Origin of the sequence: Sporosarcina cascadiensis (assembly GCF_009650995.1) — a bacterium.
Taxonomy (GTDB): Bacteria; Bacillota; Bacilli; order Bacillales_A; family Planococcaceae; genus Sporosarcina; species Sporosarcina cascadiensis.
Genome location: NZ_WHVV01000003.1, coordinates 74059 through 91940, shown reverse-complemented (window position 1 = coordinate 91940; position 17882 = coordinate 74059). Strand labels below are relative to the sequence as shown.

General features: G+C 46.4%; 16 protein-coding genes. 4 read left to right on the top strand and 12 right to left on the bottom strand.

The annotated features are described in order from the left end of the window. Positions 1 to 31 precede the first annotated feature (31 nt). The 12 genes from rnr to GDZ68_RS04350 all read right to left on the bottom strand — a co-directional run bounded on the left by rnr (position 32) and on the right by GDZ68_RS04350 (position 12866). Positions 32 to 2335, bottom strand: coding sequence for a ribonuclease R (rnr, locus tag GDZ68_RS04405; protein ID WP_255425131.1), 2304 nt, complete (start codon positions 2333 to 2335; stop codon positions 32 to 34). An 84-nt stretch (positions 2336 to 2419) separates the two neighbouring features. After that, positions 2420 to 3166, bottom strand: coding sequence for an alpha/beta hydrolase (locus GDZ68_RS04400; protein WP_153721056.1), 747 nt, complete (start codon positions 3164 to 3166; stop codon positions 2420 to 2422). A 61-nt stretch (positions 3167 to 3227) separates the two neighbouring features. Continuing rightward, on the bottom strand, positions 3228 to 3455 hold the full coding sequence (gene secG / locus GDZ68_RS04395) for a preprotein translocase subunit SecG (RefSeq protein WP_153721055.1): 228 nt from the start codon (positions 3453 to 3455) through the stop codon (positions 3228 to 3230). 110 nt (positions 3456 to 3565) lie between these two features. After that, complete coding sequence (gene eno / locus GDZ68_RS04390; RefSeq protein ID WP_153721054.1) at positions 3566 to 4861, bottom strand: phosphopyruvate hydratase; 1296 nt, start codon at positions 4859 to 4861, stop codon at positions 3566 to 3568. A gap of 12 nt (positions 4862 to 4873) precedes the next feature. Further along, positions 4874 to 6400, bottom strand: a complete 1527-nt coding sequence (gene gpmI, locus GDZ68_RS04385) for a 2,3-bisphosphoglycerate-independent phosphoglycerate mutase (RefSeq protein ID WP_153721053.1) — start codon at positions 6398 to 6400, stop codon at positions 4874 to 4876. Next, positions 6390 to 7154 (bottom strand): triose-phosphate isomerase, encoded by a 765-nt coding sequence (gene tpiA / locus GDZ68_RS04380; protein WP_153721052.1) that lies wholly within the window; start codon positions 7152 to 7154, stop codon positions 6390 to 6392. Before tpiA ends, gpmI begins: the two co-directional genes overlap by 11 nt. An 11-nt stretch (positions 7155 to 7165) precedes the next feature. Further along, complete coding sequence (locus tag GDZ68_RS04375) at positions 7166 to 8353, bottom strand: phosphoglycerate kinase (protein ID WP_153721051.1); 1188 nt, start codon at positions 8351 to 8353, stop codon at positions 7166 to 7168. A gap of 506 nt (positions 8354 to 8859) precedes the next feature. Continuing rightward, positions 8860 to 9867 (bottom strand): type I glyceraldehyde-3-phosphate dehydrogenase, encoded by a 1008-nt coding sequence (gene gap / locus GDZ68_RS04370; RefSeq protein WP_153721050.1) that lies wholly within the window; start codon positions 9865 to 9867, stop codon positions 8860 to 8862. A 57-nt stretch (positions 9868 to 9924) separates the two neighbouring features. Continuing rightward, a complete protein-coding gene (locus GDZ68_RS04365; protein ID WP_153721049.1) occupies positions 9925 to 10950 on the bottom strand; it encodes a sugar-binding transcriptional regulator in 1026 nt (341 codons plus the stop codon). 127 nt (positions 10951 to 11077) lie between these two features. Then, positions 11078 to 11311: a glutaredoxin family protein gene (locus GDZ68_RS04360; RefSeq protein ID WP_153721048.1), complete on the bottom strand. Its 234-nt coding sequence runs from the start codon at positions 11309 to 11311 to the stop codon at positions 11078 to 11080. Between the two features lie 173 nt (positions 11312 to 11484). After that, positions 11485 to 12288, bottom strand: a complete 804-nt coding sequence (locus GDZ68_RS04355) for a TPM domain-containing protein (RefSeq protein ID WP_228551019.1) — start codon at positions 12286 to 12288, stop codon at positions 11485 to 11487. Then, complete coding sequence (locus tag GDZ68_RS04350) at positions 12288 to 12866, bottom strand: LemA family protein (protein WP_153721046.1); 579 nt, start codon at positions 12864 to 12866, stop codon at positions 12288 to 12290. Before GDZ68_RS04350 ends, GDZ68_RS04355 begins: the two co-directional genes overlap by 1 nt. Positions 12867 to 14077: 1211 nt before the next feature. Here GDZ68_RS04350 and GDZ68_RS04345 point away from each other — a divergent pair. From GDZ68_RS04345 to GDZ68_RS04330, 4 genes are all read left to right on the top strand, one after another. After that, positions 14078 to 14818, top strand: a complete 741-nt coding sequence (locus GDZ68_RS04345; RefSeq protein ID WP_153721045.1) for a metal ABC transporter ATP-binding protein — start codon at positions 14078 to 14080, stop codon at positions 14816 to 14818. Next, positions 14818 to 15684 carry a metal ABC transporter permease gene (locus GDZ68_RS04340; protein ID WP_153721044.1) on the top strand — a complete coding sequence of 289 codons (867 nt, stop codon included), beginning with the start codon at positions 14818 to 14820 and terminating at the stop codon, positions 15682 to 15684. The genes GDZ68_RS04345 and GDZ68_RS04340 overlap by 1 nt, the downstream gene beginning before the upstream one ends. Before the next feature lie 62 nt (positions 15685 to 15746). Then, the gene (locus GDZ68_RS04335; protein ID WP_194841053.1) at positions 15747 to 16715 is read left to right on the top strand and encodes a metal ABC transporter solute-binding protein, Zn/Mn family; all 969 of its coding nucleotides are present in this window, start codon (positions 15747 to 15749) and stop codon (positions 16713 to 16715) included. A gap of 399 nt (positions 16716 to 17114) precedes the next feature. Continuing rightward, entirely contained in the window at positions 17115 to 17315 is a 201-nt protein-coding gene (locus GDZ68_RS04330; protein WP_153721042.1) for a cold-shock protein, read from the top strand. Positions 17316 to 17882 lie beyond the last annotated feature (567 nt).

Sequence of the window (17882 nt, the reverse complement as noted above, 5' to 3'; positions counted from 1 at the left end):
ATGAAGACTGGAGCAATGATCTCCAGCCTTATTATTTTTTAGGTTTCTTCTTTGATTTTTTCGCTACGCCTTCATAAAACTTTCTTTTCGGCTTCTCGTACTTCTTATTGCGCTTATCGCTGCTCTTGCCTTGTCCGCCGGCACCCTGTTTTCTGCTCTGGCCGCCGCCTTTTCCTTTGGCCCCGGACTGAATGACTTTCGGCGTCTCTTTGCGCGATCCGCGGAAATTCTGTTTCATGCCGACGATTTCGAAATCGACTGCCTGTTCTTCCGGCTTGACCGACACCACGCGCACAGTCACTTCATCGCCTATACGGAACTGCTTGCCTGTCCGTTCGCCGATCATCATCATCTGACGGTCGTCGAAACGGTAATAGTCATCGTTCATATTCTGAACGTGAACCAGACCTTCTACTGTATTCTCGAGCTCGACGAATATTCCGAAGTTCGTCACAGAAGAAACGACACCTTCAAACTCTTCCCCGATTTTATCCATCATAAACTGTGCTTTCTTCAAGGCATTCGTATCACGTTCTGCATCAACTGCGCGGCGTTCGCGTTCAGACGTGTGCTGCGCAATCTCCGGCAGGCTTGCCGACCAGTGTGCGACAGTTGCCTGTGACAAGTCTTTTTCGAATAGATACGTCCGGATTAAACGGTGGACGATCAAGTCCGGGTAGCGTCGGATCGGCGCTGTGAAATGCGTATAGAAATCCGTCGATAAGCCGAAGTGTCCTAGGCTTTCATGATGGTATTTCGCCTGCTGCATCGATCGCAGCAGCATCGTTGAAATGACCGACTGCTCAGGCAGACCTTCAATCGATTCCACGATTTCCTGCAAGGCACGCGGATGTACTTGGTTTCCTGATCCTTTGACGACGATACCAAAATTCGTCAGGAACTCAAAGAAACGCTGCAGTTTCTCTTCTTTCGGGTCTTCGTGAATCCGGTACAGGAACGGTACTTGCAGCCAGTGGAAATGCTCGGCTACCGTTTCATTGGCGATCAGCATGAATTCTTCGATCATTTTCTCAGAAACCGTACGTTCGACAATCACGACATCTGTCGGCCAGCCTTCTTCATCGACCAGAATTTTAGATTCTTTGAAATCAAAATCAATCGCGCCGCGGTCCTGCCGTTTTTGACGGAAGATCGCTGCAAGCTTCGCCATACTGTTCAGCATCGGCACAATCTCTTCGTACTTCTTCGATAATTCTTCATCCTGATGATCGACGATTTCATAGACATCGGTATACGTCATACGATAATTCGAGTTAATGACACTCGGATAAATCTCATGTTCCACTACTTTGCCGTTATGATCCACTTTCATTTCACAAGTCAGTGTCAGGCGGTCTTCTCCCGGATTCAATGAACAGATTCCGTTCGACAAACGGTGCGGCAACATCGGAATCACGCGGTCTGTTAAATAGACACTCGTGCCGCGGTCTGCTGCTTCTGCGTCCATCGGGGAGTTTTCCGTTACATAATAACTGACGTCAGAAATATGGACAAACAGACGATAGCTTCCGTCTTCATCTTTCACAAGTGAAATGGCATCATCCAAATCTTTTGCGTCTGCTCCGTCAATTGTAATCGTCAGATCATCGCGCAAATCTCTGCGATTAGTGAAATCCTCTTCCTGCACCGTCGTCGGTACACGCATGGCGTGATCGATGACTTCTTGCGGGAAATCGACGGTAATGCCGTGTTTATGGATAATCGACAAAATATCGACGCCGGGATCATTTTTATGTCCCAGAATCTGCGTGATCATGCCCGTTGCGGATTTTGTGTCGCTCGGCCATTCTGTAATTTCGACAATTACTTTCTGCCCATCAACCGCTTCCAATGAATGCCCTTTTTCAATGTAAATATCCATCGGCAGTTTCTTATCGTCGGGCATGACAAAACCGTAGCCGTCATGCTGCGCATACGTACCGACGACAGTTGCTGTCTTGCGGTCCACGACTTTCGTGATGACTCCCTCGCGGCGGTCCCCCTGTGAGTTTCCTGAAACGCGCACAAGCACCGTATCTCCGTTCATTGCACTGTTAACTTCATGCGGAGGGATGAAGACATCATCACCTGTCACATCTTCCGGCACGACAAAGCCGAAGCCTTTCGCATGTCCGATAAATTTTCCGCGGAGCAAATTCATTTGTTCCGGCAATCCGTATCGGTTGGTTCGTGAACGCACGATTTTCCCGCTTTGCTCCAATTGCACGAGCATTTTCACGAGTTCTTTAAATTCCGCCGCCTGCTCCATCCCGAATTTCTCTTGGATCTCGTGAACGGTGAGCGGCTGGTAGGATTCTTCCTTTACCAAGGACATAATCCGTTCTTGTAACTCTTTTTCAAATGTATCCAAACAATCATCTCCTCCTTTACTTCCTGCTAGTTGTATCTTCCCCGTTTTTTACTCCTGCCAATCAAGTGATTCCAGAAATTGCAGTACATTTTCATGCAGCTGCGCTTTTTCGGGGCCGAGCGTGATCACGTGGCCTGATTCTTCGTACCACTGCAGTTCTTTTTCCGTCGATTCCGCTTCTTCATAAATGATATTGGCCGAATTGGGATCAATCACTTCATCGTGACGGGACTGGACCACCAGCAGCGGCGTATAAATCTGGCTGACTTCTTTACGCACACCTTCCACCATCGCGCGCAAGTCATTCAGCCCGGGCATCGACTTCGTTTTCAACTCGTCCATTTCCTGCTGGATCTGTTCTTCATTCAGGCCTGCAAACTTCTTATAATCACGGGCATATTTCAAGACGCCCTGATACAGCAAATCGGTCGTTTTCATCGTCATCGGCGCACACATCGTTACGACACCTTTTAACGGAAATTCTGCTGCCAGCTTCAATGAAAACACGCCACCGAGAGAGAGTCCCGCCACCGCGATCTCCTCATAGCCTGCATCAGTCAGCCGTTTATATGCATCTAAAACGTCTTCCCACCATTGAGCCGGATTGGTCTTAATCAGTTCCTCCGGCGGCACACCGTGTCCTCTGTAATGAGGCGCCAATGAAGTATAATCATGTTTTTCAAGAAACCGGCCGAGCATCCGAACATCCGCAGATGTACCGGTGAAGCCGTGCAGCAGAAGCACCGCACGTTTGCCGTGCTCAAAGAAAAACGGTTTAGGCTGTGCAATTCGCATGTCTTTCGATCCTTTCTACGAAAAGCGCCTGACCGTTCAAACGTGGTCAGGCGCTGGCTTGTTATATTTTCATGATCGCAATTGTTAAGACAAAAAATAATACAGACAGAACGATGGTTGTTCTTTGAAGAACCAAGTCCAATCCGCGTGCTTTTTGTTTACCGAAAAGTTGTTCTGCCCCTCCGGAGATGGCTCCTGACAGTCCTGCACTTTTACCGGATTGCAATAATACGACAACGATCAATGCTATAGCTACGACTACAAGCGATGCTGTAAAAACGGCATGCATGTTTTTCCACCTCCAAAAAATAGCAAGTCACAACAGTTCTATTTTAACAAAGCTATGCCACCGACACAAGTCTTTGTTGCGATTCGTGTCGATGACAGTTATTGAGACCATTATTTATTCAAATTATAGAAGGTTTCTTTGCCCAGATACTGAGCCGTTTCAAACAGCTGATCTTCAATGCGGAGCAGCTGATTGTACTTCGCTACGCGGTCTGTACGTGAAGGTGCGCCTGTTTTGATCTGTCCTGCATTCGTCGCAACCGCGATATCTGCGATAGTTACGTCTTCAGATTCGCCTGAACGGTGAGAGATGACAGCTGTATAGCCTGCACGCTTCGCCATTTCAATTGCATCGAACGTTTCTGTCAATGTTCCGATCTGGTTCACTTTGATCAGGATCGAGTTGCCGATTCCTTCTTTGATTCCGCGTGACAGCTTGTCTGTATTCGTAACGAACAAGTCGTCCCCTACCAGCTGCACTTTGCTGCCAAGACGTTCTGTCAGCAGCTTATGGCCGTCCCAGTCGTTTTCATCCAGACCGTCTTCAATGGACACGATCGGATATTTTTCGCAAAGCTCTTCGTACCACGCCACCATTTCTTCAGATGTCTTGCGTACGTCCTCGCCTGCCAGATAATAATTGTTTTGCTCTTTATCATAAAACTCAGAAGATGCCACATCCATTGCCAGCAATACTTCTTCGCCTGGTTTATAACCTGCTTTTTCGATGGCTTCCAGGATAGTTGTCAGCGCTGCTTCATTGGACTCAAGGTTCGGAGCGAATCCGCCTTCGTCGCCAACTGCCGTGTTCAATCCTTTTTCATGAAGTACAGATTTCAGACTGTGGAAAATTTCCGCACCGATCCGCACTGCATGACGGAAAGATTCCGCGCCGACAGGCATGATCATGAATTCCTGGATATCGACATTATTGTCCGCGTGCTCTCCGCCATTCAGGATATTCATCATCGGCACCGGCAACTGCTTCGCGTTAAAGCCGCCTAAGTACTGATAAAGAGGAATGTCCAGGTAATCTGCCGCCGCATGTGCAACTGCCATGGATACACCAAGGATTGCGTTAGCGCCGAGCTTGCCTTTATTTGAAGTGCCGTCCAGTTCAATCAATGCACGGTCGATGACTACTTGATCAAGCACAGAATACATATCTTCCAGTTCTGAAGAGATTACCTCATTCACATGGTCAACCGCTTTCAGCACGCCTTTGCCATTATAGCGATTTTGATCGCCGTCACGAAGCTCTACCGCTTCATATTCACCAGTGGATGCACCGGATGGTACGATAGCACGCCCGAACGCACCGCTTTCCGTGAATACTTCTACTTCTACTGTTGGATTGCCTCGTGAATCCAAAACTTCTCTAGCTTGAATATGTGTAATGATTGGCATGAAGATCTCTCCTTAGAATAATGGTTTTCCGGTCATTTCTACCGGTTGTGGAATTCCCAGCATTTTCAGCATGGTCGGTGCCAGGTCGGCTAGAATACCGTCCGTGCGCAGCGTCAAATCAGGCTGTGTCACAATGACAGGTACCGGATTTGTCGTGTGCGCTGTCATCGGCTGTCCGCCGATTGTGGTGACTTCATCCGCATTTCCGTGATCTGCCGTAATGATGGCAGAACCGCCTTTGGCAAATAAAGCGTCGATGATCCGGCCGAGACATTCATCCACCGTTTCAATCGCTTTGACAGTCGGTTCGAGCATTCCGCTGTGGCCGACCATATCCGGATTGGCAAAGTTCAGAATGATGGCGTCCTGACGCTCTTCTTCAATCTCTTTGACCAATGCGGACGTCACTTCATACGCACTCATTTCAGGCTGCAGATCATACGTCGCGACTTTCGGCGAATTAATAAGAATGCGGGTCTCCCCTTCAAACTCTTTCTCGCGTCCGCCGCTCATGAAAAATGTCACATGCGGATACTTTTCCGTCTCCGCAATGCGCAGTTGACGTTTGCCGCGGTCTTCGAGCACTTCGCCAATCGTTTTCGTCAGGTTCACGTTGTGGAATACGATATCCCCGACTACGTCATCATTATAATGCGTAAAACCGGCAAAATGAAGGTCCGGCAACTTTTTCACGCCCCTATCGAATCCGTCGAACCCCGGCTGTGTTAACGCACGTGCCAGCTGGATTGCCCGGTCGGGACGGAAGTTGAAAAAAACGACCGCATTGCCGTTTTCAATCGTTGCCACCGGTTTGCCGTCTTTCTGCACGACAAACGGCTCCACGAACTCATCATGTACTTCTTCGGTATAAGAGGCACTAACTCCTTCTTCTGCGGAATCTGCCTGTTTGCCGATACCATAGACCATAGCATCGTATGTTTTCTGTACGCGGTCCCATCGTTTATCTCGGTCCATCGCAAAATATCTTCCCGAAACGGTAGCGATTTCCCCGACCCCGATTTTTTTCATTTCTTCCTCTGTCCGCTTCAGATAAGGAAGTGCTGAAGTTGGACCCACATCACGCCCGTCAAGGAACGCATGCAGATACACCCGCTGGACTCCTTGTTCCTTCGCCAGTTTCAACAGAGCGAATAAATGCTCATAGTGACTGTGGACGCCGCCGTCGGACAGCAGTCCCATGACATGAAGTGCAGACTGCTTCGTCTTGACATGTTCCATCGTCTCCAGAAGCGCCGCATTTTCGAAAAAGTCGCCTTCCCGAATAGACTTATTGATACGCGTCAGGCTTTGATAGACAATCCGGCCAGCACCGATGTTCAAATGACCGACTTCCGAGTTTCCCATCTGTCCTTCCGGAAGTCCCACTGCTTCTCCGCAGGCCGTCAGCGTGGCATGTGGAAAGTTTTTCCACAGCAAGTCGAAATTCGGGATATTGGAATGGGCTACAGCATTGCCGTATTTTTCATCCCTCAAACCGAATCCATCCAAGATAATGAGCGCGACAGGCTTATTCGACATGTGTTCCCGCCTCCGCAAGCTTGATGAAAGCCTCCGGATCAAGACTTGCACCGCCGACAAGTGCTCCATCGATATGCTCTTTGCTCAACAGTTCCTTAATGTTTTCGGGCTTGACGCTGCCGCCGTACTGAATACGAACTGCATCTGCCGTGTCCTTCGAATAGATCGTTTCGATTTTATGACGGATTGCGCCGCACACTTCATTGGCATCATCAGCTGTTGCCGTTTTCCCGGTGCCTATCGCCCAGATCGGCTCGTACGCGATGACTGCCTGCTTTGCAAGATCAGCCGGCAAATCAGCAAACGCTTTCTCTACTTGTTCTGAAACGACCGAAACCGTTTCCATTGCTTCGCGCTGCTCCAGTGATTCACCCACACAAATCATCGGTACCAAGTGATGATTGAATGCAGCATGGACTTTTTTATTGACCGTTTCATCTGTTTCATTGAAATACTGGCGTCGCTCGGAGTGTCCGATAATGACGTATTGCACGCCAAGATCTTCCAGCATTGCCGGGCTCACTTCACCTGTGAAAGCTCCTTCATCCGTGTCGTGCATCGTTTGCGCGCCCACTTTGACGGCGCTTGTCTCAAAACGTTGCATGAGGTCGCCCAAATAGATGGCAGGCGGACAGATGACGGCTTCTACATGGTCAGAAACCTTGATCCGATCTTTGATTGTTTCCGCAAAATCCGCAGCTTCTTTAGATGTTTTATACATTTTCCAGTTGCCCGCAATAATTCGTTTTCTCAAAAGAATCCCTCCTATTCTCTGTCTTCCAGTACTGCAACTCCAGGGAGCTCTTTGCCCTCCATGAATTCCAATGAAGCGCCGCCGCCCGTGGACACATGATCCATTTTCTCCGCCACTTCGAACTTTTCAACCGCAGCAGCCGAGTCACCGCCGCCAATCACAGTATAAGCATCCGTTTCAGCCATTGCCTCCGCGACCGTCTTCGTGCCGTTTGCGAAAGGTTCCATCTCGAAGACACCCATCGGTCCGTTCCAGATCACAAATTTGGAATTCTTAATGACTTCCTTATAAGTTTCTGCTGTTTCGGGCCCGATATCCAGCCCCATCCAGCCTTCCGGAATGTTTTCAACTGACACTGTTTTCTTCTGTGCATCCGCTGAAAAAGCGTCTGCTACAACAGCATCCGTCGGCAAGTATAACTTCACGTTTTTCTCTTCTGCCTTCTGTATGAAAGACTTCGCCAAATCCACTTTATCTTCCTCTACTAACGAACTGCCAGTTTCATAACCTTGCGCCCGTGTGAATGTGTAGGAAAGTCCGCCGCCGATCAATAAATTATCTACTTTATCCAGCAAGTTATCGATGACGCCAATTTTATCTTTTACTTTCGCTCCGCCAATAATCGCAGTGAAAGGACGTTCCGGATGAGACAATGCTTTGCCTAGGACATCCAGTTCTTTCTCCAGTAAGAAGCCGAGTACACCCGGAATATATTGCGCAATTCCAGCTGTCGATGCGTGAGCACGGTGAGCCGTCCCGAATGCATCATTAACAAACACATCCGCCAGATCCGCAAATTGTTTTGCCAGTTCCGGATCATTTTTTTCTTCGCCGGCATGGAAACGAACGTTTTCGAGAAGAATGACATCGCCGTCTTTCATTTCCGCAATGGCCTGCTCCGCTTCTTCCCCTGTCGAAACATCCAGTTTGCGAACCGATTTGCCAAGCAGCTCAGACAGCTTCTCGCCTGCAGACGTCAGACGCATGTCCTCCTGCACTTCGCCTTTTGGACGCCCCAAGTGACTTGCGAGGATGACTTTCGCTCCTGCTCTCGCCATATACTCAATCGTCGGAACCGCCGCACGGATCCGTGTGTCGTCCGTTACTTTTCCGTCTTCCATCGGTACGTTGAAATCCACACGGCAAAAGACACGCCGGCCGTTCAATTCGATATCTCTGATTGTTTTTTTCATCTTCATGGATTAAGTCCTCCTTTGCATTTCTACTGATTGTTGTCATCCAGCTGCGACGGCTAGCTCCTCGGGTCACTTCAGACTTAAAGGAAAGGCAAAGTGCGCCTTTCTTTTAAGTCCTCCAGTGCCTGTCGGAGCTGGACAGCCGTCTCCGCTTTAGAATCATCCAGCTGCAAGCGCCAGCCTCTCGGGTCACTTCGGTCTTAAAGATAAAGGTTAAGAGCCACCTTTATTGTAAGCCTCCCAGTTCCTGTCGAGGCTTAACGGCGCTTTCCGCTTTTTGTGTAATCCAGCTCCAAGCGCCAGCCTCTCGGGTCACTTCGGTCTTAAAGATAAAGGTAAAGAGCCACCTTTATTTTAAGCCCTCCAGTGCCTGTCGAGGCTTAACGGCGCTTTCCGCTTTTTTGTATATAAAAGAGGAACGGGTTTCTCCGTTCCTCTCACCCCTATTCATTATAATCATTCACCATTGGAATGGCTACGATTTATAAAAGATTGGGCTGATTTCCAGCTTACAATCCTTGTTTTTGCATATAACGGGCCAAGTCGATGCAGCGTGCAGAGTAACCTGATTCATTGTCATACCAAGAAATGACTTTCACCATGTTATCTTCCATTACCATAGTGGATAATGCATCTACTGTGGAGGAAGCTGTGTTGCCGTTATAATCGATGGACACCAGTGGCAATTCGCTGAAATACAGGAATCCTTTTAATTCATTTTCAGAAGCTTTTTTCAGTGCCTCATTAACTTGCTCAACTGTTACGTTTTTATCCAGTTCCGCTACGAAGTCGACAAGGGATACATTCGGAGTCGGCACACGCACAGCCATTCCATCCAGTTTGCCTTTCAGTTCAGGAATAACTTTTGTTACAGCAGAAGCCGCACCTGTTGAAGTGGGAATCATGGATTCAGCAGCAGCACGCGCGCGTCTGTAATCGGAGTGCGGCAGATCCAGGATTCGCTGGTCATTCGTATACGAGTGAATGGTCGTCATCATCCCGCGTTTCACACCGAAAGTATCATTCAATACTTTGACAACAGGCGCCAGACAGTTAGTTGTACAAGATGCATTGGAAACAATATTGTCGTTTGCCGCATCATAAGTTTCTTCATTGACACCCATTACAAGTGTTGTCATTTCGCCTTGAGCCGGTGCCGACAGAATGACTTTCTTAGCTCCTGCATCGATGTGCTTTTGAAGCTGCTCTTTTGAGCGGAAAACCCCTGTGCTGTCTACTACGATATCCACGCCAAGGTCTCCCCATGGTAGATTGGCCGGGTCTTTTTCAGCAAATACTTTGATTTTCTTGCCGTCTACAATAATGGCTGATTCATCTGACTGAACTTCTGCATTCAATACGCCGTGTACGGAATCGTATTTCAATAAGTGTGCCAGCATAGCTGAATCTGTCAAATCATTGATTGCCACCACTTCTACGTCGTTTTGTAATAAAGTTTCACGAAGCACTACCCGCCCAATACGTCCGAACCCGTTAATCGCTAATTTCAATGTCATAATAAATCTCCTCCATTAGTATATTGTTTGCCCATTCAGGCGAATCATAACCATTTTTCACATGAGTGACAGCATTTTATTCGCTGCCCCTTCATCCGTAATTAAAATTGTCTGCGGCGGTGCGCTTGCGAGATAGGACAATAAAGCTTCTGCTTTACTTTCTCCGCCTGCAACTGCAAACACTAAAGGCACTTCCTGAAGCTGTTCCATCTGAATCCCGACTGTTCGGATGCGGTGAACGATCTCACCATGACGATTGAAGTAGAACCCAAAAGCCTCGCCTTCTGCCTGCCGGTCAGTAAGGATCTGCTTTTCTTCTTCTCGAGAATTGCGAAGAAGCGCCATTTCTGCTGCATTTCCTACTCCGTGAATTACACATTCCGTCTGACTGTACAGCTCTAGCATCTCTTTCGCTGCCGGCTCATGCTGAAATACTGCATGGGCTTCTTCGCTGAGGGTGTCCGGATAATAAAACGCTTTGTAAGATGCATCGCAAGTTTCTGCAAATGAAGCGGCGATCATATTCGCCTGCAAACCAAGTTCTTCACCTACTCCGCCTCTTGCCGCAATGAATAATAAGTCAGACAGTTCTTCATTGTGCATGAATGCCGGAATCGAGGCTACCGTGCTGCCGCCTGTCACAGCCACAATTTTATGGCCGTTAATAAGAGACCTGAATTGTTTTGCCGTGTGCATGCCGAGCAGTTTCTTCGTAAGCTCGGAGCGATCCGAGTTACCTTCTACAATATGAACATCCCGTACAGCCAGCCGTTCGACTAATTGTTCCGCCAGCTGCCGTCTGCCTGATCTTTCTTCAATGGAGTCGTGCAAAATAAACAGAATTTCTGCCCCTTTGCCTGTAATGGAAACTCCTTCTTTTGAAATATCCACCGTGCCTTGTTCTTTCATAGATTCGAGCATTGTTCTAATTTCGCGTTCAGAGCAGCCCGACATCGTACTTAACGGTCTTCTGCCGACCGGACCTGAAAGCTTGATGAGTTTCAGCAAGTGATACCGTTGTTCAATTAACGATGAAATTTCAGGTACTAATGCAAGCTGGGCATCGATAAATGATAAGCTCAATTACATCACTCTTTTCAGATGGGTTATTTTTGATCCCTATATTTAAATAACGTCCCACCTAGATTAAAAAAATATTATACGTTGAGTATAACATCTTCTTTTTTTAAAATCAATAATGAAAACGCTTTCAATATTCAATTATTTCCAAAATATCGATATAGCCAATATTCCCGTATTTAACAACTTCTCCATTTTGCTCGAGTACAGGAATCATCAACATGTATTTTTCATGTATTTCTTCATCTTCTTCTATATTAATGGTCTGCCATTCGACCGGATAATCCTCTGCCGCAAGCTTCAACATCAGTTCAGCTTCTTCACACAGGCTGCAGCCGGGTCTTGTGTAGAATTGGAATTTCATTTTGATTCACCTCTTATGCGGAGTATTTCTTTATATAGTAACGATAGAACAGTAATCAAGCAAGACGGATTTGGGTGGGTGCGCGCGGGCCGAAGTTTGGCGCGGCTGTGCGAAGTCATCAAAAAACTGCTGCCGCAAACCAAGTTCGTTTGCAACAGCAGCTTCCATCTATTTTACCAGCTTCGGCCTGCTCCGCCGCCTCCGCCGGATCCTCCTCCACCGAAGCCGCCAAAACCACCACCGCCGCCTCCTCCAAAGCCACCGCCTGAACCGCCGCCGAATGATCCCGGGAAGAATATAGGACCGCCGCGGGCTCTTCCGCGCGGGCCGCCTCCACCACCTCTTCCTCCGCCGCCGCCTTTAAGGACGCGGAAAATAATGTAGATGATAATGAGGACTACCAGGAATGGAGGAACGCCGAACTCTTCTTCAGAAGACTGAGGGTAATTGACCGGCAATTCATCTCCTTCCAGGCCGTATTCTGCTGCGATTTCATTGTAGAAAGCTTTATAGGCTTCCATGATGGCTGCATCAGGCTGTTTTGGATCACCTGTTAAGTATGGTATGGCCACTTCGTCTATGATGCGGCCCACCTTACCGTCAGGGAGTGCACCTTCCAGGCCATAGCCTGTAGCGAGATAGAACTCTCTTTTGATGCCCAATTCTTCATTCTTTTCAGTTGAGACAACCAGCAGTGCGCCGTTGTCCATCTTGGCATCGCCGAGCTTCAGTTCGCGAAGTTTTCGGACTGCGTAATCCTCTACCGGCTCCCCTTCAAGAGAATAAACAGTCCGTACGGCAAATTCCGCTTTTGTCGCGTTATATAGCCGAACTCCATAGTCTTTTATTTCCGCCTCCTGCTGCGGAGATAAAATGTCTGCATCATCCACTACTACTTCTGTAATGGCATGGGCCGGTACCGCAGTGCCGATCAGGGCAAACAGCAGCGCTGCAGTGAACAGGCGGAAGTGTTTCATCACTTTTTGTCATCTCCAAAATCAACTGTTGGCGGTTCTTGTGCCCCTTCTGTCGCTTTAAAGTATTCTTTCTCATCGAATCCAAAAACGGATGCGATAATTTTACCTGGGAAACCTTTTACTTTCCGGTTGAATACAGATACTACATCATTATAATCTTTGCGTGCGACTGCAATTCGATTTTCTGTACCCGCCAGTTCATCCATTAATTGCTGGAAGTTTTGATTGGCCTTCAGATCAGGATAGTTCTCGACAACGACCAATAATCTGCTCAGCGCACCCGCTAGTTCGGAATCTGCGGCTGCCTGTTCTTCCGGTCCTTTAGCACCTGCCATCTTGCTCCGTGCATCGGCGATATTCTCCAGAACTTCTTTTTCATGCGAAGCATAGCCTTTTACCGTGCTGACCAGATTCGGGATTAAATCCACTCTTCGCTGCAATTGCGTTTCAATTTGTGCGTAAGACTGATCTACGTCTTCTTCCAAATTCACTAATTTATTATAGCTCGGTACAATCATAACAGCTGCTATAACAACTAAGATAATGACGATAATTAACGGTCCTGTGATTTTTTTCATCCACAACTGCTCCTTTCTTTATGTAATTAGTATTTACTTACCCTTCTTCTTTATCCCGCAAAACTTCAGATGAAATAAAAATGCTCAATTAAAATTTAGGCTCTTCACCAAAACATGTGCTTTACAGTCTATTTCATGGATTTGACTGTGATTGCGCAGTATAGAATGGTAAATGGATAGATACCGTTCCCCTGCGTTCCAGGCGGACGCGTGTCTTGCGGGCCCGCGGTGAGCCGACTTGAAGTGCAAAGATGTGCTCCTAACGCTTCGCTTTTACTCGCAAAAGCCGTTCTTCGTGACGGCTCTCGCAAGTTGTCTTACCTGTCGGGCTGATCTTCCCAGAGTGTTTTTAGCCGCGGGCTCACATGAAGTGAGTCATGCAACCGTTGCCAAGCGAACAGCGTAGGGTTCGCTTTGCCGTATTTCTGTGGTCTTTGCAGAAATTAAGGCACTTGCGGCGTACTTAGGTTGCCTGGAACGAGGGTACACTGGCTGTTGTTTTAATACTTTTTGTGCAAGAAGGCAGTATGAGCATAATATCTGAGACTATTACGATAGGTAAGGCGTTTCATGCAATACTTAGCATTCTGCAAAGACTTAGATCATTGTGATCAAAGTGTTTACAAAGTCGAGAAACGAAACCACACCAACTCAATTCACAATCTGCCAAAAAGCAACATGACATACATTCTCCAGCAAAAGCGTAGGCGCAACTGTGGGGTCGGCCGTGGCTGTGAGACTGCTGGCATGCTCTTTGCCAGTAGGCTCATAGCGTAAGGCAATCCCCCAGCGCCGAAGCGGGTTTTAACTGCAGCATGATTTTCTCAATACAGACATGACAAGTTTTCAAGAATCGATTTTGTTGCAAACCCCAAATTTATTCCCCCGTCAAATTGGGTGTTCATCCATTTACTTGGTTCATTCCTCACATATAATAGCCACTATATGATAGAAGTTTTCTATAAATACTGTGCAGTAATAGCTATTTGAAAATTTAGCTTTACAGAGTATTTTGAGTAAGCTATACTATTAAAAGTTGCACTAAGGAAACATTGTAGTTCAAACCATGCACAAGAGTTGCACTAAGGAAACTATTGATTTATAGTGTTTTAATAAATAAAAAATGAGGAATACTAATTGAATAAATGATTCGGCAGGTTATTATTTATCTAAAAGTTGCACGAGGGAAACATATTGAAGGAGGGAACAGAATGATTGATCCGATAACAGTTGAGAATATCAGTGTGTCGTATGACGGAAATGAAGTAGTGAAAGACGTATCCTTTTCTTTCGGAGCCTCCACTATAATCGGGGTGCTCGGTCCGAACGGTGCCGGCAAATCAACATTAATGAAAGCAATGCTTGGATTGATCCATAAAGACCATGGATCCGTCAGATTCGGCAAGAAATCAGTCGATGAAATGCGCAAACAGATTGCATACGTTCCACAGCGTTCAAATATCGATTGGAATTTCCCGATTGTCGTAAAGGATACTGTGCTTCTGGGCACCTATCCAAAAGTCGGAATTCTGCGCCGCCCTAAAAAAGCGGATAAAGAGCTGGCAATGGAATGTCTGAAGCAAGTAGGCATGGAGGAATTCGCCAACCGCCAGATCGGTGAATTATCCGGCGGACAGCAGCAGCGAGTGTTCCTCGCGCGTGCACTTGCTCAAAAAGCAGATTATTTCTTCTTGGATGAACCCTTTGTCGGAATTGACGTATCCAGTGAAGAAGTCATCATCGGGATTTTGCGTGAACTGAAAGAAGCAGGAAAAATCGTTTTCGTCGTGCACCATGACTTGTCAAAAGTGAAAAGTTATTTTGATGATCTGATTTTGATGAATAAAGAGCTGATTGATGCGGGACCTGTCAACAAAGTATTCCAGTCAGGCAATATGTCGAAAGCCTATAACCGTGAATTCATGCTCGATGGTTTGGAGGTTTCCATGTAATGGGATTTATTCAGGATTTAATGACATACGGTTTCCTGCAGAAAGCGTTTATCACGTCCATCATGGTGGGAATCATCTGTGGCGTCATCGGCAGCTTTATCGTTCTTCGCGGCATGGCGCTGATGGGAGATGCGATTTCCCATGCTATTCTGCCCGGTGTAGCGATTTCTTATATGCTCGGCATCAACTATTTCTACGGAGCGGTCCTGACGGGCGTCTTAACGGCATTCGGTATCGGCGCCATTTCCCAAAACAGCCGGATTAAAAATGATTCGTCCATCGGGATTGTATTCTCCGCGTTCTTCGCACTGGGTATTATCCTCATTACCCGGGCAAAAAGTGCGACAGACCTCACACAGATTTTATTCGGCAACGTACTGTCGGTCCGTACTTCCGATATGTGGCTAACGTTGATCATCGGCGCTATTGTCATTTTAGTGGTCGCGCTGTTCTTTAAAGAACTGCTCGTATCAAGTTTTGACGAAACGATGGCTGCCGCCTACGGATTAAAAACGCGCTTGATTCACTACAGCATCATGTTCTTATTGACATTGGTGACAGTCGCTTCCCTGCAGACGGTAGGCGTTATCTTAGTTGTATCATTATTAATCACACCGGCTTCGACTGCCTATCTGTTAACCAATAAACTCTCCGTTATGGTTTTCCTTGCTGCCTTTTTCGGCGCAATTTCATCCATCATCGGATTATATTTCAGTTTTTTGTACAACATGCCTTCAGGACCTGTCATCGCATTGGCGACAACCGCACTTTTTGTACTGGCATTTTTATTCTCCCCTAAACAAGGGATTGTGGTCAGCAAGTTCCGGTCTGTGTCTAAACGGAAAGACGTGATGACGAATAATTAAACATAGAAACAACCGTTGAGACGGAAAATATAATAACCTATAAAAGGAGCAGGATGAATTACATGAAAAACTTATTAAAATGGCTGGGCTTGTCCTTGCTCGCTGTGTTTATGCTGGCAGCATGCGGCAGCGACGATGACAAGAACAGCGCGGCAAACACAAATGACAGTAAAGAGGACGGCGGCAAGCTGAAGGTTGTTACATCATTTACCATTATTGCAGACATGGCCCGCGAAATCGGCGGAGAGGACATTGAAGTGTATAATCTGGTGCCGACTGGAACGGATCCTCACGAATATGAGCCTCTTCCAAATGATATTAAAGCTGCGACGGATGCAGACGTTTTATTTTATAATGGTTTGAATCTTGAAGGTGGCAAAAAGGGATGGTTCTTTAAAATGATGGACTCTGTCGGCCAGAAAGAGGAAAATATCTTCAGTTTGACTGAGAATGTGGAGCCGAAGTATATCGGCGGAGAAGATGGCCGCGATGAAGAAATCAATCCGCACGCGTTCATTGACCCGGCTGTCGGGGTGAAGATGGCAGAAACAGTGCGCGATGTATTAGTTGAAAAGCACCCTGCTAATAGCGAAGACATCAAAAAACGCGGTGATGAGTATGTTCAGCGTCTGCAGGATTTGGATAATGAATTCGCAGAGCGCATCTCTACAATTCCTGAAGAAAACCGGGTACTCGTTACAAGTGAACGCGCATTCCAATACCTGAACGATCATTATGGCCTTAAGGAAGCGTTCATTTGGGAGATCGATACAGAAGAGAACGGTTCTCCTAAGCAGATCAAAGAATTGGTCCACTATATTCAAGAACACAATGTGCCTGTTTTATTCGTAGAGTCCAATGTGGATACACGCCCGATGGAAACGGTATCTGAAGAAACAGGCGTTCCAATCGCAGAAAAGCCGATCTATTCTGATGAAATCGGGAATCCCGGCGACGAAATCGACACATATGTTAAGTATTTAAACTATAATATGAATTTGATTCACGATGAACTCAGCAAGGAACGCTAAGCTCCGGTCAACCAACTGTATTGTATAGAAGGAAGCCGCTTTTATAAGCGGCTTCCTTTTTTTGTATGATTAATTTTAACAATAGAACATCTTTTGCTTTATTCAGGACAGTTTACGGATAAGTTCCGTACGGTTCATCAATTTATCAGCTGTATTGCCCCCCTTTATAAATATTTCTTAAGAATATCGCAGGAAGAACTAACCATTTCCCAAAGATTCTAAGGTCTTTTTAATTATTATCAATCGTTCCATTTGCAATTTCATTCGAGATGGGTTATTCTAAGAGAGTATTATCTTTGTTCTTTTTGCAGATCGAGAAAATATTTTGTTTTTCGTCTAAGGTATTTGAGCAAGCATAGTAACATCATGTGTGGCAATCCACACTAGGAGGCAAAAATTATGGAACAAGGTACAGTTAAGTGGTTTAATGCAGAAAAAGGTTTTGGTTTTATCGAGCGTGAAGCTGGAGAGGACGTATTCGTTCACTTCTCAGCAATCCAAAGCGACGGTTTCAAATCTTTAGACGAAGGTCAAAGCGTAACATTTGAAATTGAACAAGGACAACGTGGCCTACAAGCTACTAACGTTCAAAAAGCTTAATCTCTGCTTGAGAAAAACCCTACATTGCGTAGGGTTTTTTATTTCCTTAAAATTGGATACATATAGAAAAAAGGGTCTAGATTCAATTATGAATCCTGACCCTTTTTATATGTTTCCACACGAGTAAATTATTCATATGAATAAACGAGATCTGCGCCAAATTCTGTTCTTGACAACCTTTCACATTCGTATTGCGGAAATCCTGCTGCAGTTTTGCAGTGTGAGGATTTCGTTACTCGGCTTTGCAGGAGTCTTGAATGGAGTGTGAGTTTGCAGTTTAATCCCGCTTCGCTGCTGGGGGATTGCCTTACGCTATGGGCCAGCTGGCGAAGAACATGCCTCATTGTCTTAATTTCTGCAAAGACCGCAGAAATACGGCAAAGCGAATCCTACGCTGTTCGCTTTGCAACAGCCTCCCCGCAGTTGCGCCTTAGCTGGTATTGGAGAAAGTATGTCATACTGCTCTTTTACAGAGTGCGGATTTAGTTGGTATGGTTTTCGTTTCTCGACTTTGTAAATGCATTGAACACAAGAATCTAAGCCTTTGCAGAATGATAGGTAGTGCAT